We start from the raw sequence: 18,678 nt of genomic DNA, 5'->3' as shown, positions 1-18,678 counted from the left end.
CGGCAAGCCGGCCTTACCCTGTTTATAACATAGGGCTGCCGCAACGACAGGCCTAAAAACAACTGTTATTTTTTAAACTTGATGGTTTCCAGCTTGGCGGCGAATTGGCCGGACCACACCCCAAAGTAAGCGCCCAACGCTATCGAGATGCAGACCAACACCAGCGGATTGCTCAGGGAAATCCCCAATAAAACATCGTGCGCCAAAGTGTCCGGGGTTTGCAACAAATAGCCGAATACGCAGGAATACCCCAAGACGCTGGCCGGAATCGCCGCAAACCTTGGAAAATGCGCCGCCATGCACATTACCCAAACAGTCTCAATCACGGCCAATGCCGCCATCATAGGCACGCCCAGCGCGGTATCGGGTGCGATATTGGCGATGATCAAGGCGCCAATCCACCCCATCGCCGCACCGAAAGAACCGCAGACCAGCATATTCGTCAGGGCGGCCTTGTCCGCGCCAAGCAAGAAAAACGCCGCCCAGGCGATGGTTGAAACCCAGATTAAAAATAGGCCGCTGGCGGGGCCTACTGCAAAAAACGCCATTACGCCGGCAAGTAAGGCGATACTGGTAGAAAGTGCTGTCAATTTATCCATAAAACTCGATCCAAAAAATCACCTCTGAAAAATGGGCCCGCTAGATTTTATACTGAGGCGACCTTATAAAATCCAACCCGTTGCGTTAACCGGGCCGAACACGCCAACCCGATTGGACAAGGATGTTACCAGATTAAGCCGAGGCCAACCAACGGCGTTAAGCCCGTTCCACAATCGCTTTGATGGCGGCTAAACCTTGTTCGAACTGCCCGCCCACCATGGCATCGCAATTCATGAACAAGCTCACCGCCTTACCGATAAAATTATTGCTGCCGAACATGTGCCAGGTAACCAGCGTTTGACCGCCTTCCGACTTAAAGGTGAATTCCGCCGTATTGGTTGCCTTGAACGGTTTTAAAAACTCCAGCGTAAAACGAATCAGTTCACAGGGCTGGCTGGCGACAATCGTCATGCTGCCCTCGCCCACTTTATTGTTGCCGGCCCAGCGCATTATGGCGCCGGCACCTGCTTCCGGGCCTTCAAAGACATGATGGGCCTTGGGATCGAGTTTGGCCCACGGCGACCAGGCATCCCAGTTTTGCAAGTTATTCACCTGTTCGAACACTATCGGCGCCGGAGCAGCCATCAACGCGGAACGAGTGACCTGAAAATCCGCCGGCCGCCTCGCCGCCACCAGCCCAAAAACAACCGCAACCGCCGCCAAAATCAATACAAGTTCCAACATGGTCCGCTCCTTTTTTCTTATCGGGAAAATAAAGTTTTAGACATTAAACCAAGGGTATTCCATATTACGCTAACGTTCACCAAACCCGGATAACGCCATCGAATAGATTATCTATACTATAACTTCCATTCGGATTCGCTACTTTTAGATTGCCGAAAAATAATAGACATTAAGCCGGCATCCGCCTCGGCCGCTGAATAACGACTCTGTTAGCCGATGGCAGTTTCGGCTATTCGACAACCGGACAGCGGCCGAGCTTATTCCCTGCCGAGGAGATCACCATGAAACAGATTGAACTTTCCGCGTTGCGGGCATTCGTCATTGCCGCCTGTTTATTGTCCGGATGCGCATCCAACGACATTTACCGCAGCGATTACCGCGCCTGTACCGTAACGCCCGCTAATGCTTGCGAACAAAACTCGCTGCACCTCTATAACGACGGCGCCGCCAACGAATATACGCTGGGGTTCGTCGAAATCGACGACCAGGGCCAAATGCGCGACCGCAAGCAAATGCAAGCCTTGCTGGATACCTTGTACCAAAAAGCCGCCCAGGAAAGCATTTTATTGACCGTGTTCGTGCACGGCTGGCATCACAATGCCCGCCCCGGCGACTCGAACATCGAAGGCTTCAAGGATAACCTGGCCAGAATCAGCGAAATAGAAAGCCGGCGCAGCCGGGAGCTGGGCCGGCCGCCGCGTAAGATCGCCGGGGTTTATATCGGCTGGCGCGGCGAGTCCATCGACGTGCCGCCGTTTAATTACCTGACGTTCTGGGACCGCAAAAGCACGGCGCAAGACGTGGGCTATCTCGGCATTACCGAACTGCTGGTCAAACTGGAGGAAATCGCCAATGTGCGCAATTCCATGACGCCGCCGATCAAAAGCCGGCTGGTTTTGATCGGCCACAGCTTCGGCGGCGCGGTGATTTTCAGCGCCACCTCGCAAATTCTGGCCAGCCGTTTCGTCGACAGCCAGGAAAACAAAAGTTTTACCGATACCGCCAAGGGTTTCGGCGATCTGGTGGTGTTGCTGAATCCGGCCTTCGAAGCACTGCGGTATTCGCCGTTTTACGACCTGGCCCAGGCGCGTTGCAGTTACTTTCCGGAACAGCTGCCTCGGTTGGCGATTTTGACTTCGGAAGCGGACGACGCCACCGGCATTCTGTTTCCCATGGGCCGGGTGTTCTCGACCGTATTCGAAACCCATCGCGATATCGAACGCGACGACTGCAACCTGCCGCTGTCCCTGGACGAAGGCGAAGCCGACCGCAACACGGTGGGCCATTATCCGCCATTGATCAGCCACACTTTAACCCCGGCGACAACCGAATCGAACTCGCGGCTGGCCAGCTATACAAACATGAAACACCTCTGGAGCACGCAAACTCCGGGCAACGCCACCCAATACGGCTCTACCGTGCTGACGCACCTGAATAAAACCAACCCCCGCAATCCCTATTTGAATATCCGGGTCGACGAAAGCATCATCGCCGACCACAACGATGTGTTTAACGAAAAAGTCATGGAATTTATCCGGCTGTTGATCGGACTATCCACGGACGACTGAGATAATCCCACGCCTGAACCACTCTTGTCCGGCTGGGCACACACCCGTACCCGGCCGGCTTGCCCAGCTTAGGATTTGGCGGCGCTTTTGCTGCCCAATAAAATGGTATGCCGTTGATAACTGTCCTCGGCGGGCGCTTCGGCGGCGGCCTCGGCCCGCTTCAATTGCTCGGCCCGGTCTTTTTCGATGGCCTCTCTCAGCACATCGCGATAGGAGCGATTGATGTTTTTGGCATACTCTGCGTCTTTCTTGTCCTGGGTTTCGGCAATGGTTTTAGTCGGTTCGGGATCGTAGCGTTCCTCGATTTCCTCGGCCAATTTTTTTAACTGTTGGCCGAGCGCCAGGGCTGATTTGGAGGCATGGGTTTTATTATCGTCCAGGTTGAAGATCCGGATAACCTCATCCCGTAAATTAAACCCATACACCACGTGCTCGCCGTGCTTTTGCTGAAAATCGTAGGCTATATAAAAATCCAGCGGATTGCCGGCGTTTTTATCGAAAAAAATGCTGGCGTTTTCCAGCGTAAAATTCAGCGCCTCGACAAACTGCCGTCTGGCTTGCTCCATTTCCTCGAAAATAAACGCGTCGGACAGTTGTTTTACGATGTATTTCATAATCGGACCCGGTTTAGTGGCGTTATCGGTCTAAATAAAATCCCCGGCAGCGTATCCTTTTTTCGGCTTTAAAAGGCCCGCAAATACCGGCGAAACGGCGGCTGGCCGCCAAGCCTCAGCCCGACGCCCTGATTATCAATACAGCGCCGACCACCTTGCCGTCGACCTGCATCGGATGGGCGGAATACTCGGCCGAAAAGACGCCGCCGTCCCGGCGGTGGAAAGTATCGGAGCCGCGCCGGGCAATGCCGTTGTGGAACGCGTGGTAGGTACAACACTGCTCGTCGTTACCGGCCGCGCCCGGATGAATGGTTGCGCAGACTTCCCGGCCCTGCATTTCCGCCTGCTCGTAGCCCAGCATGGCCAAGGCCGCCGGATTGACGAACGTGCATAGCCCCTTGCCGTCCACGCCGATAATGCCTTCGCCGGCCGACTCCAACAGCAGCCGGAAGCGGGCCTCGCTGGCGCGCAATGCAGCTTCCGCCCGTTTGCGTTCGCAGAGTTCGTGATCCATGCGGGCATTGGCGGATTCCAGTATCCCGCTCTGTTTTTCCAACTGTTCGGTGCGTTGGGCCACCAGTTCTTCCAGACGGCGGCGGTAATAATACAATTCCCGGGCGTTTTCCTTGTCCTGGGTTATATCGACCAATATTCCTTGCAGGCACAGGGCGCCGCGGTTTTCGTCGCGCACCACGTTGGCTTCGTCCAAAAACCAGCGCGCCTGTCCGCTGTGCGCGATCAAGCGGTATTCGCAGCGTAGCGGCGTATGGTGTTCGTAGGTGGCGGCATAGGCTTCGATAGCGGTTTCGCGGTCCTCGGCATGTATTTGCTTCAAAAAGCCCTCTGTTCCCTCCAGCCAGGCTTCGGGCGCGAAACCCAGTTGGCGGATTTGCGGGCTGACATACAGCAGCTGGCCGGGCGTATCCAGCGAAGCGATGTAAGTAATGGCCGGCATTTGTTCCACCAGGCAGCGGTACTTGGCTTCGGCCTCGCGCAATTGCGCCAGGGCTTCGGTCTTGTCCAGAATGGCCTGCTGTTCGCGCAGCGCCCGCATCACCACCGCCGGCAGCCACTGCATGGCATCACCGCTGGCATCGGAGCCCTTGACCACATAGTCGCGCGCGCCCAGCTTCATCGCATCTACCGCAACCATGGCGTTGTCCGAGCCGGTCAGCATCACCACCGGCATCGGCAGCTCGCCGGAGGCCTCGGCCAATTCGGAGAGGAACTCCACGCCCGTTAGATCGGGCAAATGAAAGTCGAGCAGCACGCAGTCGATCCGTTCCTCGCGGGCCAACTTTAGGCCCTGGTTGCCGGTTTCGGCTTCGAACACCATAAACTCGTAGTCGTCATGTTGGGCCAACGCCCGCTTGCAGGCCATGCGGTCGATCTGATCGTCTTCCACCAGCAGCAGACGGATCGTCGGTTTGTTGCTTAATTCGCTCATAGCGGCGACTCGCTGATGGTCCAATAGGCGTCGATGGTGCGGATGATTTCGACGAATTGCCTATATTCCACCGGTTTACGCATGTAACCGGCCACACCCAGTTCGAAACTTTCCACCTTATCTTCCTGCTCGTCGGACGTCGTCAACGCAATCACCGGAATACGTTTGAATGCAGGCAGCGCTTTAATCGCATGCAAAAATTCGATACCGTTCATGACCGGCATGTTAAGGTCCAACAGAATCAGACAGGGGGGAGCATGCGCTGCGTTTTGCAGATACGCCAGCCCTTCCTCGCCGTTTTCCGCATGCTCCAATGGGTTGGCGACATGCAGTTCCTTGAGGGCGCGCCTAACGGTCATTGCATCCACGCTGTCGTCTTCAATCAGTAGAATGGGGCTGCTCTTGATTCTCATACTCTTGGGGGCTGGTTACAGGATTACGGATATGTTTTCGGCACCGTGAAATAAAACGTGCTGCCTTGGCCGGGACTGGATTCCAGCCAAACGCGGCCGCCGTTTTGTTCGACGATTTTCTTGACGATGGACAGTCCCACCCCGGTGCTTTCCACCCGGTCGCGCGGATGCAGGGTTTGAAACAATTGAAAAATACGTTCGAAATGGCGCGGCTCGATGCCGGGGCCATTGTCGGCGACGCTGAATTGCCAACAGTCCGCCTGCTCGGCGCAATTGATGCCGATGCGGCCTTCGGGTTTATCCAGATAACGGATGGCGTTGGACAACAGGTTTTGCAAGACTTGTTGCATACCGGTTTTTTCGGCGCGAATGGTCGGCAGGTCGGCCGCCACCGACACGGTAACTTCCGGCGGCGGTGCCAGCGAATCGATAACCTCGCGCGCCAATTCGTTAAGGTCGATGGCGTTGGCGGCCTCGTGCGCGCGGCCGATGCGCGAATAGCGCAATACACCGTCGATCAAGGCATCTAGGCGCCGCACCCTTTGGATCAGCAAGCGCAGATGCTCCTGGCCTTCGGCGTCCAGCCGGTCGTGCTGATCAGCGGCGATCCAGTCGGCCAGCGAGCCGATGGCGCGCAACGGCGCCTTCAGGTCGTGCGACACCACGTAGGCGAAGTTTTTCAATTCCTCGTTGACGTTTTCCAGCTCGTGAATCATGCGTTTTTGCTCTTCTTCCAGCCGTTTGCGGGAAGAAACGTCGTATATGGTGGCCAGCACGTGGCCGTTTTCGACCGGGCTGATACTGATATCCGTGGCGAATTCGCCGCCGTCCTTGCGTAAACCGTACAATTCCAGGCCGCTGCCCATGCGGCGATATTCGGGACGGCCGGCATAGTCCGCGCGCTTGTCGCCATGCGCGGCCCGAAAGCGCCGCGGCATCAGGTCTTCGACGCTCAGCCCGCAGAATTCGTCCAGGCTGTAGCCGAACAGGCGCTCCGCCGCCGGATTGGCCAGCAGAACACGGCCGTCAGAGCCGATAACCAACATCGCGTCGGCGGCGCAGTCCATCAGCCAACAGGCGTCGCGTCCGTTCAAAATATCTCTAGCGGCAATCATACGGATGATCCTTAACTTAGCCACGATAAAGCCGGGGATCATACAATAAATGCGCCGCAAAATGAGTTTTCTATCGACGACCGGGGCAAAAGCATAGCCGCGCCGCCAAGTCTCTTGAAAACCGGGGCTGCGGCACAGTGAGAATTTTCAATGTAAACCGCCGCCGACCGAACCGCCGAATCGAAAATATTCGCCCGCCGCAAACCCTACTGACCGCACGCCGCCAGGAGCGGCCGCTTAGCATGGCCGCTCCTTAACGCACGCTGGAGAAGGAAATGAACGACAACATAGCAATGTGGTTCGAATTGCCGGTTAACGATATGGCGCCCGCCAAGGCTTTTTACCGAAAGGTGCCGCGGGCGGAAGACCGGACTTTCGCCGACGGCCGAAGTCCGCGGGATTTCGTTGTACGGATGAGTTGCCGGTAACCCGGTGGGCGTCATAAATCGCCCGCCTCGGCGGCTATACAAATAGGCCTTGGCGATGTTGAGGCAACCGGTGTTTCAGGCATTGGACCCACGCCATTAAAAACCGGCGTCTCAATGCCTACTCGCCAACGCCACGCTCGCCTTTGCATTGCGGCGGCCGGATCGATAACGCCAAAGATAACTACCCGCGGGAAAAGTTACCGGGCGAACGAAAAGCGCTTGCCGAAACTATTGCAATTGCTCCGCGCCTGTTTCAAAACTCTCATCGGTATCCGTTTTAATATCGGGGCCTTTATCCTGATGAAGCTCGCACTTGCCTTCCAGCAGATCGACGGCCCCAGGCCAGCAGGCCGCTTTTACAAAATATTTTCCATAGTCGAGAAAAGCCACGCCCGCACAATCCTCGTAACCGATTTGCGGGGCCGCGCTTAAGTCCTTTTCATCAAAACTTCTGATGACTTTACAAAACTCCACTTGTCCGGCCCAAGCCGGGCTTGCCATTAGACACGACAACGCAAAAACAGAAATTTTCTTCAAATAAGTCATTTTTAAATTTCCCGCAAATTTTAAAGTATTGAAATCGATGAACGGCGCTGTCTGTTAAATATCAAACTTCAAGCGTTGCAGACAACGGAAAATAAGCCGCCAATGCCCGCCGTAATATTTCCGATTAGCCTTGCATCCGGAAATTTACCGTAACGAATCTTACACCAAAATTAACCGTGGAACCGATACGCCGTAACCTATTAAGCTTTCTAACAACAGCGGGCCAGGTCGTTGCGAATCCCTTGCACCCCTAATATTGGTGCGCTACCGATTCGTGAGAAACAAATAAAAAAGTCCGTAACCAGTAAGTAGCCACGGACTTAATCATAATCAATTGTTTGAATGTTAAGGCATTAACCCTTCAAAAAATGTCTAACGATCATCTTCCTCGTGTTCGTGCCCCTCCGAATGTTTCACTTTGTGTTTTGAATTACCGAAATAATATTGAATTACCGGCCAATCCTGTTTTGCGACTTCGCGTCCCATCAACCGGGAATCCACATCTCCATCGACAAAATGTATGCCGCCGTATCTGCGGGAAATGGCCGCTTCATCCGCGGCATCGGTAAAAGTCGCCCAACTCAAGGCAACCTCCGCGGCAGGAACCTGTCCAGGCTCCACTCTCGATACGCCAGCGAGCTCGGTATAGGTCTCTCCAAACACATCGCTGCCCGTAAAACGTTTTAAGGCCTCGGCTGCCGCGGAAGAAAACGCACTGTGTCCGGATGGATATTCGGCAAAAGGCGGTGTCACCACCGTCAAGGCCTGATAAGGTTGCCAAGCCTCGCCCGGAATTGCTTGCGTGCCTTGATAAGGCCCCGCCCAGGCGTTGATGGATTGACCGCCAAACAGGTAGTGAATCGCCGTTACAGGCCTAACCGAATCAAATTTGACTTTTGCTCCCCAGATCGCAATAGAAGTATCGAAAACCGTATTCGATACCGCGAAAAACTGCTTAACATCTTGATCCAGGCTATGGTTATCGCGGTGAGAAACGGACTGAGCGAATAAATTCCAATGACCGGGCGGTAACTCGGAACTGGGGCCATCGGCCCAAAACTCGGCGATTACCTTTTGTTGATCGGTCAATACCGCGCTATAAGCAATAACCTGTAACGCCTGTTCGGTATATTCCGGCTGATCTACTGTTGCCGGCCCTACACGGCCCGTGCGCTTTTTTATCTCCTTACGCACGGGCGCCACTACATCCTTGTCCCAGTCTTTTATGCCGAAGGGCAGCACTTTACCCCAGTGCGGGGCAATAAACTTCTGCACCACGGTACCGCCATGGCCATCGGATACCCGTAACGGTTGCCAGCGGTTAGGATCGTTGATTTGTTCGGGCGTATTGACGGGTTGATATCCGGTCCAATCAGAATAGGGAGCTCCGCCGTTAATGTTTCCCAACTGGTTTGATTTGTCGTGATGCCGGTAAGCCAGCAGAGCGCTTGCCGCCATATTGCCAATACCCGACGCGGTGGTTTTATTGCTGCCGGTTTTGTTTGGATCATAGCCTTGCTGGATCAACAGGTCCCGAAAATACTGCTGCTGATCGGGCTGCGGAAACAGGTCGGACGCGGCACGGAATGCCGCGTAAGCCACAGCTTCCTTTTTGCTTGCTTCGTTCAAAAGATTGGCGGGCGCTTTTAATGTAGTTCCCAGCCGGGTACCGCGAGCCTTATTATCAAACGCCGCCCAAGCATCAAATGCGCTGGTATTCAACACCGCCAACATTCTCGCAACCATCGGCGGGCCAGGATGCGTTTCTCGAATCGCTTCCAAGGCTGCATCGTTCCATTGCAACAGAATGTTTTCGTTGGGATCGACACCCGGCACGGACGCTTGCGCGGAATTTGTCAGAACCAATAAAATTGCCCCGCAAAGAGCACTTGCAGGATATTTAAATAAATTAATATTGTTTGTATGCATGATTTCCCCGTTTTTATTTACATCGTAATAAATCCAATTGTGCAATAAATGCCAAAGGATATTAACTTGCTATTCAATAAAAAACACTCTGTACCAACGTACAATACTTGCGGAGAGTGAATCACACACCTAACGCCGCAGTCCTGGTTTTTAAAAAATACCAGACCCCAAAATTGATATTGACGACAATTACATAATCATCCGAACCGCTGATTTAACTCATCCCCAACCCTGTTCGCCACGCTGAGTATCAGCCGGGTCTCCTGTGTTCAGGCAACTGCCGGTCGACACTATTCGCATTCGCTCAAATATCTTTTAATTCGCACCAATACAGCCAAGCGCGGATACTTCATCTCCAACAGCAGTAACCGAAAACTCGGCAATCATTGGATTACTGTAAGCCATCAAACCGCTGAATAAACCTCAACCGGCCTTGTAGCACGCTACGCTGAAACGGCATTGCCAGCGCCAATTTGCATGACTTAAAATCAACGGCACTCAAAAAACTATAAAAAACCGGGAGAAAAGCGTTATGGCAAACGGCAAACTATTGGAATACGGCGGACACGCACTGGTGTGGTCGGGGGATTGGACACCGGAAGGCGCGCGTAAAGCCATAAGCGGCGCGGCGCGGGCCGGTTACGATTACATCGAAATCGCCTTGCTGGACCCGTGGAAAGTGGATACCGCGCTAACCAAAGACCTGTTGCAAGAATTTAACCTGCGCGCCCACGCTTCATTGGGTCTGTCGCCCGCCACCGACGTCACCAGCACCGAACCGGCCATCGTCGCCAAGGGCGACGAACTGCTGCGCAAGGCTACCGACGTGCTGCAGGCGATAGGCGGCACGGAATTGTGCGGGGTGATTTATTGCGCATTGGGTAAATATCCCGGCCCCGCCTCCCGGCAAAACCGGGCCAATTCGGTGGCGGCGATGCGGCGGCTGGCCGACTATGCCGGCGAAAAAGGCATCAACATCAATCTGGAAGTGGTCAACCGTTACGAAACCAATATCATGAACACCGGCCTGGAAGGCTTGGCTTTTCTGAATGAGGTCGACCGGCCCAATGCTTATCTGCATCTGGATACTTACCATATGAACATTGAGGAGGACGGCATGGAGAAATCCGTGCTGGCGGCCAAGGATAGACTCGGCTATGTACATATCGGCGAAAGCCACCGCGGTTACCTGGGTACCGGCAATGTCGATTTCGACAGTTTTTTCGCCGCGCTGAAAAAAATCGATTTCCAGGGCCCGATCACGTTCGAATCCTTTTCCTCGGAAGTCGTCGATCCCAATCTATCCAACACGCTGTGCATATGGCGCAACCTGTGGCACGACTCGGACGATTTGGCTACCAAGGCGCTGGCGTTTATCAAACAGCGGTATTAGCCCTGCCGGCCGCCTTAAAAATTCGGCGATATCTGGGCAATCGAGTTGCGCCGGCCGTAAAAAACGCTCGCCGTAATCCGGGTACACGCCGCTGGCGAGAAACAGTTCGAACACTTCGGCGGCGGTTAAGGCTTCGAAAAAGCCGCCAACTCGCCGAGGCGTTTGCCGATTAACGAAGTCAAGGCTTCCGGCAACACCAAATCTTTTTTATCGAAGTCGGTATGGGAACGTAAATGCGCCGCGAAGCGCGATGACACACATCCGGCAATCGCGGATTCGATTTCCGCCGCCGAATTGATGCGTTTAACCCCGCGGCTTGGCGAAGCCAACGCCGCACCGCCTCTTGCGCGCGGCCAAACTAAACATACCTCCATGCCGTCCAACGCACGGACACGGGGAACGCTGTTTCAGCGGCCCATGCCGTTACCCATCCAGGCACCGGCGGCCGCGCCGATACCGGCGCCCAATGGATCGCCCTTGCTCATCTCGTAACCTACCGCACTACCCAACGCTCCGCCCACCAAACCGCTGGTACTGCGTTGATCGTAACTTTGGTAGCGCGGCGCGGGTACCGGCGCGGGTACATATTGCACGACCCGTTCCGGATAATAAACCCGCTCCACTTCCACATAATGGTCGTGATCGTGGTGTCCATGGCGTTTATGGTGTTTATGATGACCATGGCCGTGTCCGTGGCCGTCGGCGAAAGCGACCGGTGTCAACAGTATGCCTGCAATAACGAATTTCCCCATTTTGAACATAAAAGTCTTCTCCGGACTATGAATAGATGGGATCGATTCTACCGGGCCATACTTAACGTCCGATTAGCAACAGATTAAAAAGGCATTAAAACCGTCGCCTTGCAGCCGGCCGACAACCCGGCTCCTCAATCAGTTAGTCTGCATCAAACCGTCCAAGGTCAGGCCGCAGCTGGGCACAAAAGCCTGCATGAAAAACACCACTTCCGGTTGCTGCAAATCTTGGATGTTTTTGGCCAATTGTTCGGCCGCAATCTCGAACTCGGTATTGCCGGCTTTTAATTCCGCCTGGCATTTCAGATAGGCTGAAATTTTATCGGCCGCTTTAATGATCTGCCGGTTCGCCGGCGGTAATTGCTCATGCCGGATCAACGGCTCGAAATCCGCTTGCAATGCCTCGGGCAGCAGGTTCAGCAACTCGATTTCAGCCTGATGTTCGATGCTCTTATACGCATGCATGATAGCCGGCGAGTGGTATTTGATCGGCGTGGGTAAATCGCCGGTTATTACCTCGGTAATGTCGTGATACAAAGCCGCCGCGGCAATGGCATTGGCATCGACCCGGCCGTCGAAATAGCGGTTCTTGATCAAGGCCAGGGTATGGGCTATCACCGCCACTTCCCAGCTATGTTCCATGACGTTTTCATCCAAGGCATTGCGCTTTAAGCCCCAGCGTTTAATCCATCTCAACCTGGAGAGATAAGCGTAAAAACTGCTTTTAATACGGGTATGGTTCATAAATGTAACAATCGGTAAACTGTCGTTGGTTTAAATAAGGCTGCGCGCTTAAGGCAAACTCAAGCCGCGAATTTCGTCGTCTGCCGGCTGCAACGTCAACCAGACTTGCGCATCGCCGGGCAGCAAATCGCCGGCCGCCAGCTTTAATGAGTCCGGCAAATCGTTTCGAAAAATGTCTTCAGCCCTAAATACCAGGACTTTTTCCACCCCGGCCACGCAAGCTTTAAGACTATAACGCAAAAAAACCGCCCGCAGGTCGCCCAAATACGCCGATTGATTGAGCAGGGCCGTGACTACTTGATTTTCATGCCGAGGTGGTTTAGCCGGTCGGCCGCGCCGCCGGTCCCAAGCCTTTGAGTCCGCGGCCGCCCTCGCCAGAGCCAGCGACCATTGCGGGTAGTTCATTAAGCGCCCCAAACCGACGGCGTTAACGGGCGGTGAGTTTTCCGCAAAAAAAATCGGCAATCCTTCCCGCAATAGCTTGCTTAATGAATCCATCGATAAATCGCAGTCGGTTCTAACCAGCAACACGCCGGGTTCCGTGGAACGCCTTTCGATACCGGCCCGGCATTCCGGTAAAGCCAAACTAAAAATTTCGTCGGCGCAGGCGGGCTTCACACCCAGCAACGCAAGCAATAAGCAGAAAATTTTCATACCGAATATCGAACCATAACGTTTGGAGACCCTAAATTTCGGCGTATGTTCAGCCGGCATTATTTCAAATTAAGAAACAAGCAATACATTAATAGCTGTATTGTAAATAATTTGGTTAGGTTTATAGTTAAGCCATCTTCAAATTTCGACTGCCAATCAGTCCAGGACTCACCCATGAAACCTAAAAACAATTTCTTTAGAGATGTCTTCACCGGCATATTATTTACCTCCGGTATATTCGGCTTCATGTCCGGCGAATTTGTCTTATCCACCCTGCTGTTTGGCGCGGCTTCTCTTTCCAGCAATCTGGATTTAGATCGCGGCATCGAACTTTGACCGCTTTTGCTCGACCCTCGTTGTTCACCTCGCAGTACCTAAAGCTCTGCCCACTCCACGGCCCGCATGATTTTGCATCATGCGGGCTTTTTTTGCGCCGCCGATTGATTTAAAGGCAGGTTTAATTAATCCATCCGCACCGCTTGCCGTTTTGCGCCCCACGACCCCGGCCGCGCATTAAATAAGCCCGCGCATTTTGCGCCGCAAAACCGGCAACAGCCTTCGGCATTCAGATTCCAGTCGGACAATACGTACCAATCCCGGCCTATCAATAATTCGCCGCAGGCATGGCAATACGTACTCTCGGCTTGCTTGTCGTGTACGTTACCCACATAGGCGTAACGCACGCCGTTTTTGCCGGCGATCTCCCTGGCTCGCAGCAATGACGAAACGGGTGTGCTCGGTTTATCCATCATTTTCCAATCCGGATGAAAGGCCGTGAAATGCATGGGTACATCCGGTCCCAGATTTTCCGCTACCCATTGCGTCATCGCTTCCAGTTCCGCTTCCGAGTCGTTTTCGCCGGGAATGATCAGGGTGGTCAGTTCGAACCAAACTTGCGTTTCATGTTTTAAATATTGCAGCGTCTCCAGAACCGGCTGCAAATGGCCGCCGGTAATCTTGTGGTAAAAATCTTCGCTAAAGGCTTTTAAATCGATATTGGCGGCATCCATCCACCGATAAAACTCGGCGCGCGGTTCCGCGCAGACGTAACCGGCGCTGACGGCGACCGATTTCAATCCCAGTTCCCGGCAAGCTTGGGCGGTATCGATAGCGTATTCATGAAAGACCACCGGATCGTTGTAGGTATACGCCACGCTGCCGCAGCCCTGCTCCAGCGCTGTTTTGGCAATCAAGTCCGGCGCGGCGCGGCTCATCAGGGTATCCATTTCCCGTGATTTGCTGATGTCCCAGTTCTGGCAAAACTTGCAGGCCAAATTGCACCCGGCGGTACCGAAGGAAAAAACCGGCGTACCAGGCAGGAAATGATTGAGGGGCTTTTTCTCGATGGGATCGATGGCAAAGCCGCTGGAACGGCCATAGCTGGTCATCACGATTTGATGATCCAGGTTTTGCCGCACGAAGCACAGACCCCGCTGGCCCTCGTGCAATTTGCAAAATCGCGGACATACGTCGCATTGCACCCGGCCGTCTTCAAGCGCATGCCAATACTGGGTAGCCACTGTATCATGAGTGATAAAACGGGTCATACAGACCTCCTGCCGGCCGAGCCGGACGTGACAAAATTTAATCGCTTGGACCCGCCGAAACCAGGAACATTCCCAACCCGGGCGCGATAAAAACGAAATAAGGCGGTTGCCAGGAATAAATACCTCCGAATGGCGCCGGATTTTTGTTCCGCTACAAAGAGCAAAAAAGGCCGCATAGTTGTGCTATGTGGCGTTTTTGGACTGCGGTAGATAGACAAAAAGACCCGCCAGCCGGGTATATTTTCGCGGGAAATCGCCTAAGGTAACCGCTTGATCCGACATTAAAATCCGCAAGAATTTTTTCCGTTTGCCGGCATGGTTTGTTGTAACATACAGCCACTTAAACAGCACGCAAAAATGCATCGGTATCGCTTACCGTAAGCGTTAATAATTGCGCGCCACGTTCATGGGCCGGGGCGATAAAAGCGTCTTCGGAATCGTTAGGAGGTAGATGCCATGAATAGAGCACCCGCCGTCGCCGGCAGTTTTTATCCCGCGGACGCCGCCACCTTAAGCCATATGTTGAACGGCTTTCTGGAGCACGCCGCCAGCGGCACGCAGGCCCCAAAAGCCATCATCGCCCCCCATGCCGGCTATATTTATTCCGGCCCGATTGCCGCCAGCGCCTACGCGCGCTTAAAACCTGTCCGCGACAGCATTAGCCGGGTGGTGTTGCTCGGTCCGTCGCACCGGGTCGCATTTCAGGGTCTGGCCGTCAGCGCCGCCGATACCTTTACCACCCCATTGGGCAGCATTGCCGTCGACCGGAAGGCCATCGAGCAATTACGGCAACTCCCGTTCGTGGGGTATCTGGAGCAAGCCCATGCGCTGGAACACAGCCTGGAGGTACACCTGCCTTTTTTGCAACAAACCCTGAGCAACTTCAAACTGGTGCCGATTGTGGCCGGCGACGCCAGCCCGCACCAAGTCAGTCAAGTGCTGGACATGCTCTGGGGCGGCGATGAAACCTTAATCGTCATCAGTTCGGACTTAAGCCATTATCACGATTACACCACCGCGCAAAAACTCGACCGGCATACCAGCGATCTGATCGAAGCGCTCGATTATCACACCTTGTCTTCGAAAGCGGCCTGCGGCAAAGTGCCGGTCGGCGGCCTGTTAAAACTGTTGCGGGAAAAATCTCTACATATTAAAACCATAGACCTGAGAAATTCCGGCGATACCGCCGGCGACAAATACCGGGTGGTGGGCTATGGCGCTTATGTCGTTGAATGACGACCAAAAAAGGGAACTGCTGAAACTGGCCAGGGCCTCTATTCAGGCCGGGCTGACTACCGGCCACCCGCTACGGGTAGACTTGCAACAATGCGACCCCGCATTGACGGCAAAAAGGGCCAGCTTCGTAACGCTGGAACGCGGCGGACAATTACGCGGCTGCATCGGCATGCTGGAAGCCGTCAGACCCTTGGTACAAGATATTGCCGAAAACGCTTTTGCCGCCGCCTTCCGCGACCCGCGCTTTCCACCGCTGTCCGCAGCGGAATATACCGATCTTGACGTGCATGTTTCCGTTTTAAGCCCCGCCGAAAGCGTCCGTTTTGTTTCCGAACAAGACTTGATAGCCCAACTGCAACCCGGCGTCGACGGTTTGATTCTGCAGGAAGGCTACCGGCGCGGTACCTTTTTGCCATCGGTTTGGGAACAATTGCCCGATCCGAGGCAGTTTTTACGCCATCTCAAACAAAAAGCCGGCCTGCCCGCCGACTACTGGTCCGAAACCCTGAAAATATTTCGTTACCGTACGGAAATGTTTTCCTGACCGGCTTATAAGCCGCTCCCCAGCCGAAAATAATACCGAAAGCAGCGACAGCGCCTTGTTTGTCAAGCACTGCGGACACTATAATAGCGGGATTTTACCCCTATAGCCCTTGTCATAGCCGATTGACCGGGCGCTGATTATTTTTGCTTCGTAACTAACGACATGACAGAAAACTCAAATTTCAAACCCTGCGATCTGGTGATTTACGGCGCGCTGGGCGATTTGTCCAAGCGAAAACTCCTGATTTCCTTGTATCGATTGGAAAAACACCATCTCATCGAAGCAGATACCCGCATCATCGGCGTCGACCGTCTGGACGAGACCGACAGCAGTTTCGTCGACATAGCTCATAAAAGTTTGCAGGCGTTTTTGAACAACGACATCGACGTTCAAATATGGCAACGTTTTGCCCAGCGCCTGTCTTATTTAAAAATCGACCTGACTCAGCCCGAACAATACAAACAACTGAATAGTGCGATTGATCCTGAAAAACGGGTCATGGTGAATTACTTTGCTGTGTCGCCGTTATTGTTCAAAAGCATTTGCCACGGCCTGCACAGTAGCGGCGCGTTAAATGCCGAATCGCGCATGGTGATGGAAAAACCCATCGGCCACGACCTGAAATCTTCCGTGGAGATTAACGATGTGGTGGCCCAGGTGTTCCACGAAAATCAGGTATACCGCATCGACCATTATCTGGGCAAAGAGACCGTATTGAATCTGTTGGCCCTGCGTTTCGCCAATTCATTGTTCTATACCTGCTGGAACCACAACACCATAGACCATATCCAAATTACCGTCGGCGAAGATATCGGCATCGAAGGCCGCTGGGATTATTTCGACAAGACCGGCCAACTGCGGGACATGTTGCAGAACCACTTATTGCAGATTCTGACCTTTGTCACCATGGAACCGCCCGCCGACCTGTCAGCGCAAAGCATACATATGGAGAAGATCAAATTACTGAAAGCCCTGCGGCCGATCACCTATCTGAATGTGGAAGAGAAAACCGTGCGAGGCCAATACACCGCCGGTTATATTCAAGGTAAACCGGTGCCCGGTTATCTGGAAGAAGAAGGCGCCAATACGGAAAGCACTACCGAAAGCTTCGTGGCGATTCGGGTGGATATCGACAACTGGCGCTGGGCCGGCGTACCCATTTACATGCGCACCGGCAAACGCATGCCCAACAAACGCACCGAAATCGTCGTCAACTTTAAAAACCTGCCGCACAACATTTTTAAAGACAGTTTTCACGAGTTGCCGGCCAATAAGCTGGTGATCCACCTGCAACCCAACGAAGGGGTGGACGTGATGATGCTGAACAAAATACCCGGCATCGACGGTAATATTAAATTACAACAAACCAAACTGGATTTGAGTTTTTCCGAAACTTTCAAGAAAAACCGCATCTTCGGCGGTTACGAAAAACTGATACTGGAAGCGTTGCGGGGCAATCCGACCCTGTTTTTGAGCCGAGAGGAAATCGAACAGGCCTGGACCTGGGTGGATTCGATCCAGGATGCCTGGCAACACAACCATACCCCGCCCAAGCCTTATCCGGCCGGCAATTGGGGGCCGGTTGCATCGGTAGCATTACTCGCGCGCGACGGGCGCGCCTGGGAAGAATAACCAACACCATCCTTATTGAGAGAATAACGACCATGGTTAAAGAATTCTTTTTTGAACAGCATCATCACCTATTTACCGCATTGGTTGCCGAATGCCAGGATGTATTGTCCGAGGCCCTCGGCAAACACGGCGCCGCCACCCTGCTGGTTTCGGGCGGCAGCACGCCGGGCCCCTTGTATGAAGCCTTGTCAAAAACCGAATTAAACTGGAAAAAAATCAAAATCGCCCTGGTGGACGAACGCTGGGTAGATCAAGACCATGCCGCCAGTAACGAAGCGCTGATCAAGCGTACCCTGCTGATTAACAACGCCAAAGTCGCCGAGTTTACCGGCATGAAAAATGCCGCCAAAACCGCGGCGGCCGGTCAAGCCGAAACCGAAACCCTCTACCGCAAATTGCCCCAGCCGTTTAGTCTGGCGATCGTCGGCATGGGTGCGGACGGCCATACCGCCTCGCTGTTCCCGCAAGCCAAGGGACTGTCCGACGCACTCAAACGCGAGAGCGAAAACTTGACCGCGGCAATAGCGGCCAAGCAAAGCGAAGTGACCGGCCCCAACACGGAACGCCTGACCCTGACCCTGGCCGGCTTGCTGAAAGCCGAGCGGATAATCATTTTGTTTACCGGGGAAGACAAACTGGCGGTGTTCGGCGAGGCGCAAAAACCCGGCCCGGCGGAAGATATGCCGATTCGGGCATTGCTGCATCAAGAAGACGTGCCGGTCGAACTGTATTGGGCGCCTTGAGCGAACGGCTTGCGGACAGCCGCAACCGGCTTGTCCGCATCCGCTTATTTTGGCTACCCTTTAGTACCGTTTAAGCCGCAAACGCCATT

The 18,678-nt window shown here is 53.9% G+C and carries 21 protein-coding genes; 8 read left to right on the top strand and 13 right to left on the bottom strand.

Features of this window, described 5'->3' with window-relative positions; genetic code table 11:
- Positions 1 to 65: 65 nt before the first annotated feature.
- Positions 66 to 599 carry a DUF1097 domain-containing protein gene (locus NP596_RS04835; RefSeq protein WP_256614130.1) on the bottom strand — a complete coding sequence of 178 codons (534 nt, stop codon included), beginning with the start codon at positions 597 to 599 and terminating at the stop codon, positions 66 to 68.
- Between the two features lie 157 nt (positions 600 to 756).
- Positions 757 to 1,284, bottom strand: coding sequence for an SRPBCC family protein (locus NP596_RS04830; protein WP_256614129.1), 528 nt, complete (start codon positions 1,282 to 1,284; stop codon positions 757 to 759).
- Between the two features lie 281 nt (positions 1,285 to 1,565).
- On the opposite strand from NP596_RS04830, the gene NP596_RS04825 reads away from it, so the two are divergent.
- Positions 1,566 to 2,852, top strand: coding sequence for an esterase (locus NP596_RS04825; RefSeq protein ID WP_256614128.1), 1,287 nt, complete (start codon positions 1,566 to 1,568; stop codon positions 2,850 to 2,852).
- Positions 2,853 to 2,920: 68 nt separating this feature from the next.
- Here the strand turns inward: NP596_RS04825 and NP596_RS04820 are convergent, their stop codons facing one another.
- The 4 genes from NP596_RS04820 to NP596_RS04805 all read right to left on the bottom strand — a co-directional run bounded on the left by NP596_RS04820 (position 2,921) and on the right by NP596_RS04805 (position 6,441).
- The gene (locus NP596_RS04820; protein WP_256614127.1) at positions 2,921 to 3,466 is read right to left on the bottom strand and encodes a hypothetical protein; all 546 of its coding nucleotides are present in this window, start codon (positions 3,464 to 3,466) and stop codon (positions 2,921 to 2,923) included.
- Between the two features lie 115 nt (positions 3,467 to 3,581).
- The gene (locus NP596_RS04815) at positions 3,582 to 4,913 is read right to left on the bottom strand and encodes a PAS domain S-box protein (RefSeq protein WP_256614126.1); all 1,332 of its coding nucleotides are present in this window, start codon (positions 4,911 to 4,913) and stop codon (positions 3,582 to 3,584) included.
- Positions 4,910 to 5,326 carry a response regulator gene (locus NP596_RS04810; protein ID WP_256614125.1) on the bottom strand — a complete coding sequence of 139 codons (417 nt, stop codon included), beginning with the start codon at positions 5,324 to 5,326 and terminating at the stop codon, positions 4,910 to 4,912. The genes NP596_RS04815 and NP596_RS04810 overlap by 4 nt, the downstream gene beginning before the upstream one ends.
- A gap of 23 nt (positions 5,327 to 5,349) precedes the next feature.
- Positions 5,350 to 6,441, bottom strand: a complete 1,092-nt coding sequence (locus tag NP596_RS04805) for a sensor histidine kinase (RefSeq protein ID WP_256614124.1) — start codon at positions 6,439 to 6,441, stop codon at positions 5,350 to 5,352.
- Positions 6,442 to 6,716: 275 nt separating this feature from the next.
- On the opposite strand from NP596_RS04805, the gene NP596_RS04800 reads away from it, so the two are divergent.
- Positions 6,717 to 6,869: a hypothetical protein gene (locus tag NP596_RS04800; RefSeq protein WP_256614123.1), complete on the top strand. Its 153-nt coding sequence runs from the start codon at positions 6,717 to 6,719 to the stop codon at positions 6,867 to 6,869.
- A gap of 228 nt (positions 6,870 to 7,097) precedes the next feature.
- Here NP596_RS04800 and NP596_RS04795 read toward each other — a convergent pair whose 3' ends face one another.
- Complete coding sequence (locus NP596_RS04795; protein WP_256614122.1) at positions 7,098 to 7,415, bottom strand: hypothetical protein; 318 nt, start codon at positions 7,413 to 7,415, stop codon at positions 7,098 to 7,100.
- 372 nt (positions 7,416 to 7,787) lie between these two features.
- Positions 7,788 to 9,281, bottom strand: coding sequence for a vanadium-dependent haloperoxidase (locus NP596_RS04790; RefSeq protein ID WP_256614121.1), 1,494 nt, complete (start codon positions 9,279 to 9,281; stop codon positions 7,788 to 7,790).
- A 595-nt stretch (positions 9,282 to 9,876) separates the two neighbouring features.
- Here NP596_RS04790 and NP596_RS04785 point away from each other — a divergent pair.
- On the top strand, positions 9,877 to 10,737 hold the full coding sequence (locus NP596_RS04785; protein ID WP_256614120.1) for an L-ribulose 3-epimerase: 861 nt from the start codon (positions 9,877 to 9,879) through the stop codon (positions 10,735 to 10,737).
- A gap of 125 nt (positions 10,738 to 10,862) precedes the next feature.
- Here NP596_RS04785 and NP596_RS04780 read toward each other — a convergent pair whose 3' ends face one another.
- The 4 genes from NP596_RS04780 to NP596_RS04765 all read right to left on the bottom strand — a co-directional run bounded on the left by NP596_RS04780 (position 10,863) and on the right by NP596_RS04765 (position 12,887).
- Positions 10,863 to 11,066 carry a hypothetical protein gene (locus tag NP596_RS04780; RefSeq protein ID WP_256614119.1) on the bottom strand — a complete coding sequence of 68 codons (204 nt, stop codon included), beginning with the start codon at positions 11,064 to 11,066 and terminating at the stop codon, positions 10,863 to 10,865.
- A 78-nt stretch (positions 11,067 to 11,144) separates the two neighbouring features.
- The gene (locus NP596_RS04775) at positions 11,145 to 11,498 is read right to left on the bottom strand and encodes a glycine zipper 2TM domain-containing protein (RefSeq protein WP_256614118.1); all 354 of its coding nucleotides are present in this window, start codon (positions 11,496 to 11,498) and stop codon (positions 11,145 to 11,147) included.
- A gap of 129 nt (positions 11,499 to 11,627) precedes the next feature.
- Positions 11,628 to 12,233 carry a 5'-deoxynucleotidase gene (gene yfbR / locus NP596_RS04770; RefSeq protein ID WP_256614117.1) on the bottom strand — a complete coding sequence of 202 codons (606 nt, stop codon included), beginning with the start codon at positions 12,231 to 12,233 and terminating at the stop codon, positions 11,628 to 11,630.
- Positions 12,234 to 12,281: 48 nt separating this feature from the next.
- Positions 12,282 to 12,887 (bottom strand): hypothetical protein, encoded by a 606-nt coding sequence (locus tag NP596_RS04765; protein ID WP_256614115.1) that lies wholly within the window; start codon positions 12,885 to 12,887, stop codon positions 12,282 to 12,284.
- A gap of 174 nt (positions 12,888 to 13,061) precedes the next feature.
- On the opposite strand from NP596_RS04765, the gene NP596_RS04760 reads away from it, so the two are divergent.
- Positions 13,062 to 13,223, top strand: a complete 162-nt coding sequence (locus tag NP596_RS04760) for a hypothetical protein (protein WP_256614114.1) — start codon at positions 13,062 to 13,064, stop codon at positions 13,221 to 13,223.
- A 125-nt stretch (positions 13,224 to 13,348) separates the two neighbouring features.
- On the opposite strand, the gene amrS is transcribed toward NP596_RS04760, so the two are convergent.
- Positions 13,349 to 14,434: an AmmeMemoRadiSam system radical SAM enzyme gene (gene amrS, locus NP596_RS04755; RefSeq protein ID WP_256614113.1), complete on the bottom strand. Its 1,086-nt coding sequence runs from the start codon at positions 14,432 to 14,434 to the stop codon at positions 13,349 to 13,351.
- A gap of 456 nt (positions 14,435 to 14,890) precedes the next feature.
- Here amrS and amrB point away from each other — a divergent pair, with 456 nt between their 5' ends.
- From amrB to pgl, 4 genes are all read left to right on the top strand, one after another.
- Positions 14,891 to 15,670 (top strand): AmmeMemoRadiSam system protein B, encoded by a 780-nt coding sequence (gene amrB / locus NP596_RS04750; RefSeq protein ID WP_256614112.1) that lies wholly within the window; start codon positions 14,891 to 14,893, stop codon positions 15,668 to 15,670.
- Positions 15,657 to 16,214 (top strand): AmmeMemoRadiSam system protein A, encoded by a 558-nt coding sequence (gene amrA / locus NP596_RS04745; protein ID WP_256614133.1) that lies wholly within the window; start codon positions 15,657 to 15,659, stop codon positions 16,212 to 16,214. The genes amrB and amrA overlap by 14 nt, the downstream gene beginning before the upstream one ends.
- 162 nt (positions 16,215 to 16,376) lie before the next feature.
- Entirely contained in the window at positions 16,377 to 17,846 is a 1,470-nt protein-coding gene (gene zwf / locus NP596_RS04740) for a glucose-6-phosphate dehydrogenase (RefSeq protein ID WP_256614111.1), read from the top strand.
- Positions 17,847 to 17,878: 32 nt separating this feature from the next.
- Positions 17,879 to 18,589 (top strand): 6-phosphogluconolactonase, encoded by a 711-nt coding sequence (gene pgl / locus NP596_RS04735; protein ID WP_256614110.1) that lies wholly within the window; start codon positions 17,879 to 17,881, stop codon positions 18,587 to 18,589.
- Positions 18,590 to 18,678 lie beyond the last annotated feature (89 nt).

The sequence above is a fragment of the Methylomonas rivi genome, from assembly GCF_024505165.1.
Classification (GTDB): domain Bacteria; phylum Pseudomonadota; class Gammaproteobacteria; order Methylococcales; family Methylomonadaceae; genus Methylomonas; species Methylomonas rivi.
The sequence above is the reverse complement of the archived record's forward strand: the minus strand, read 5'-3'. Positions and strand labels throughout refer to the sequence as shown.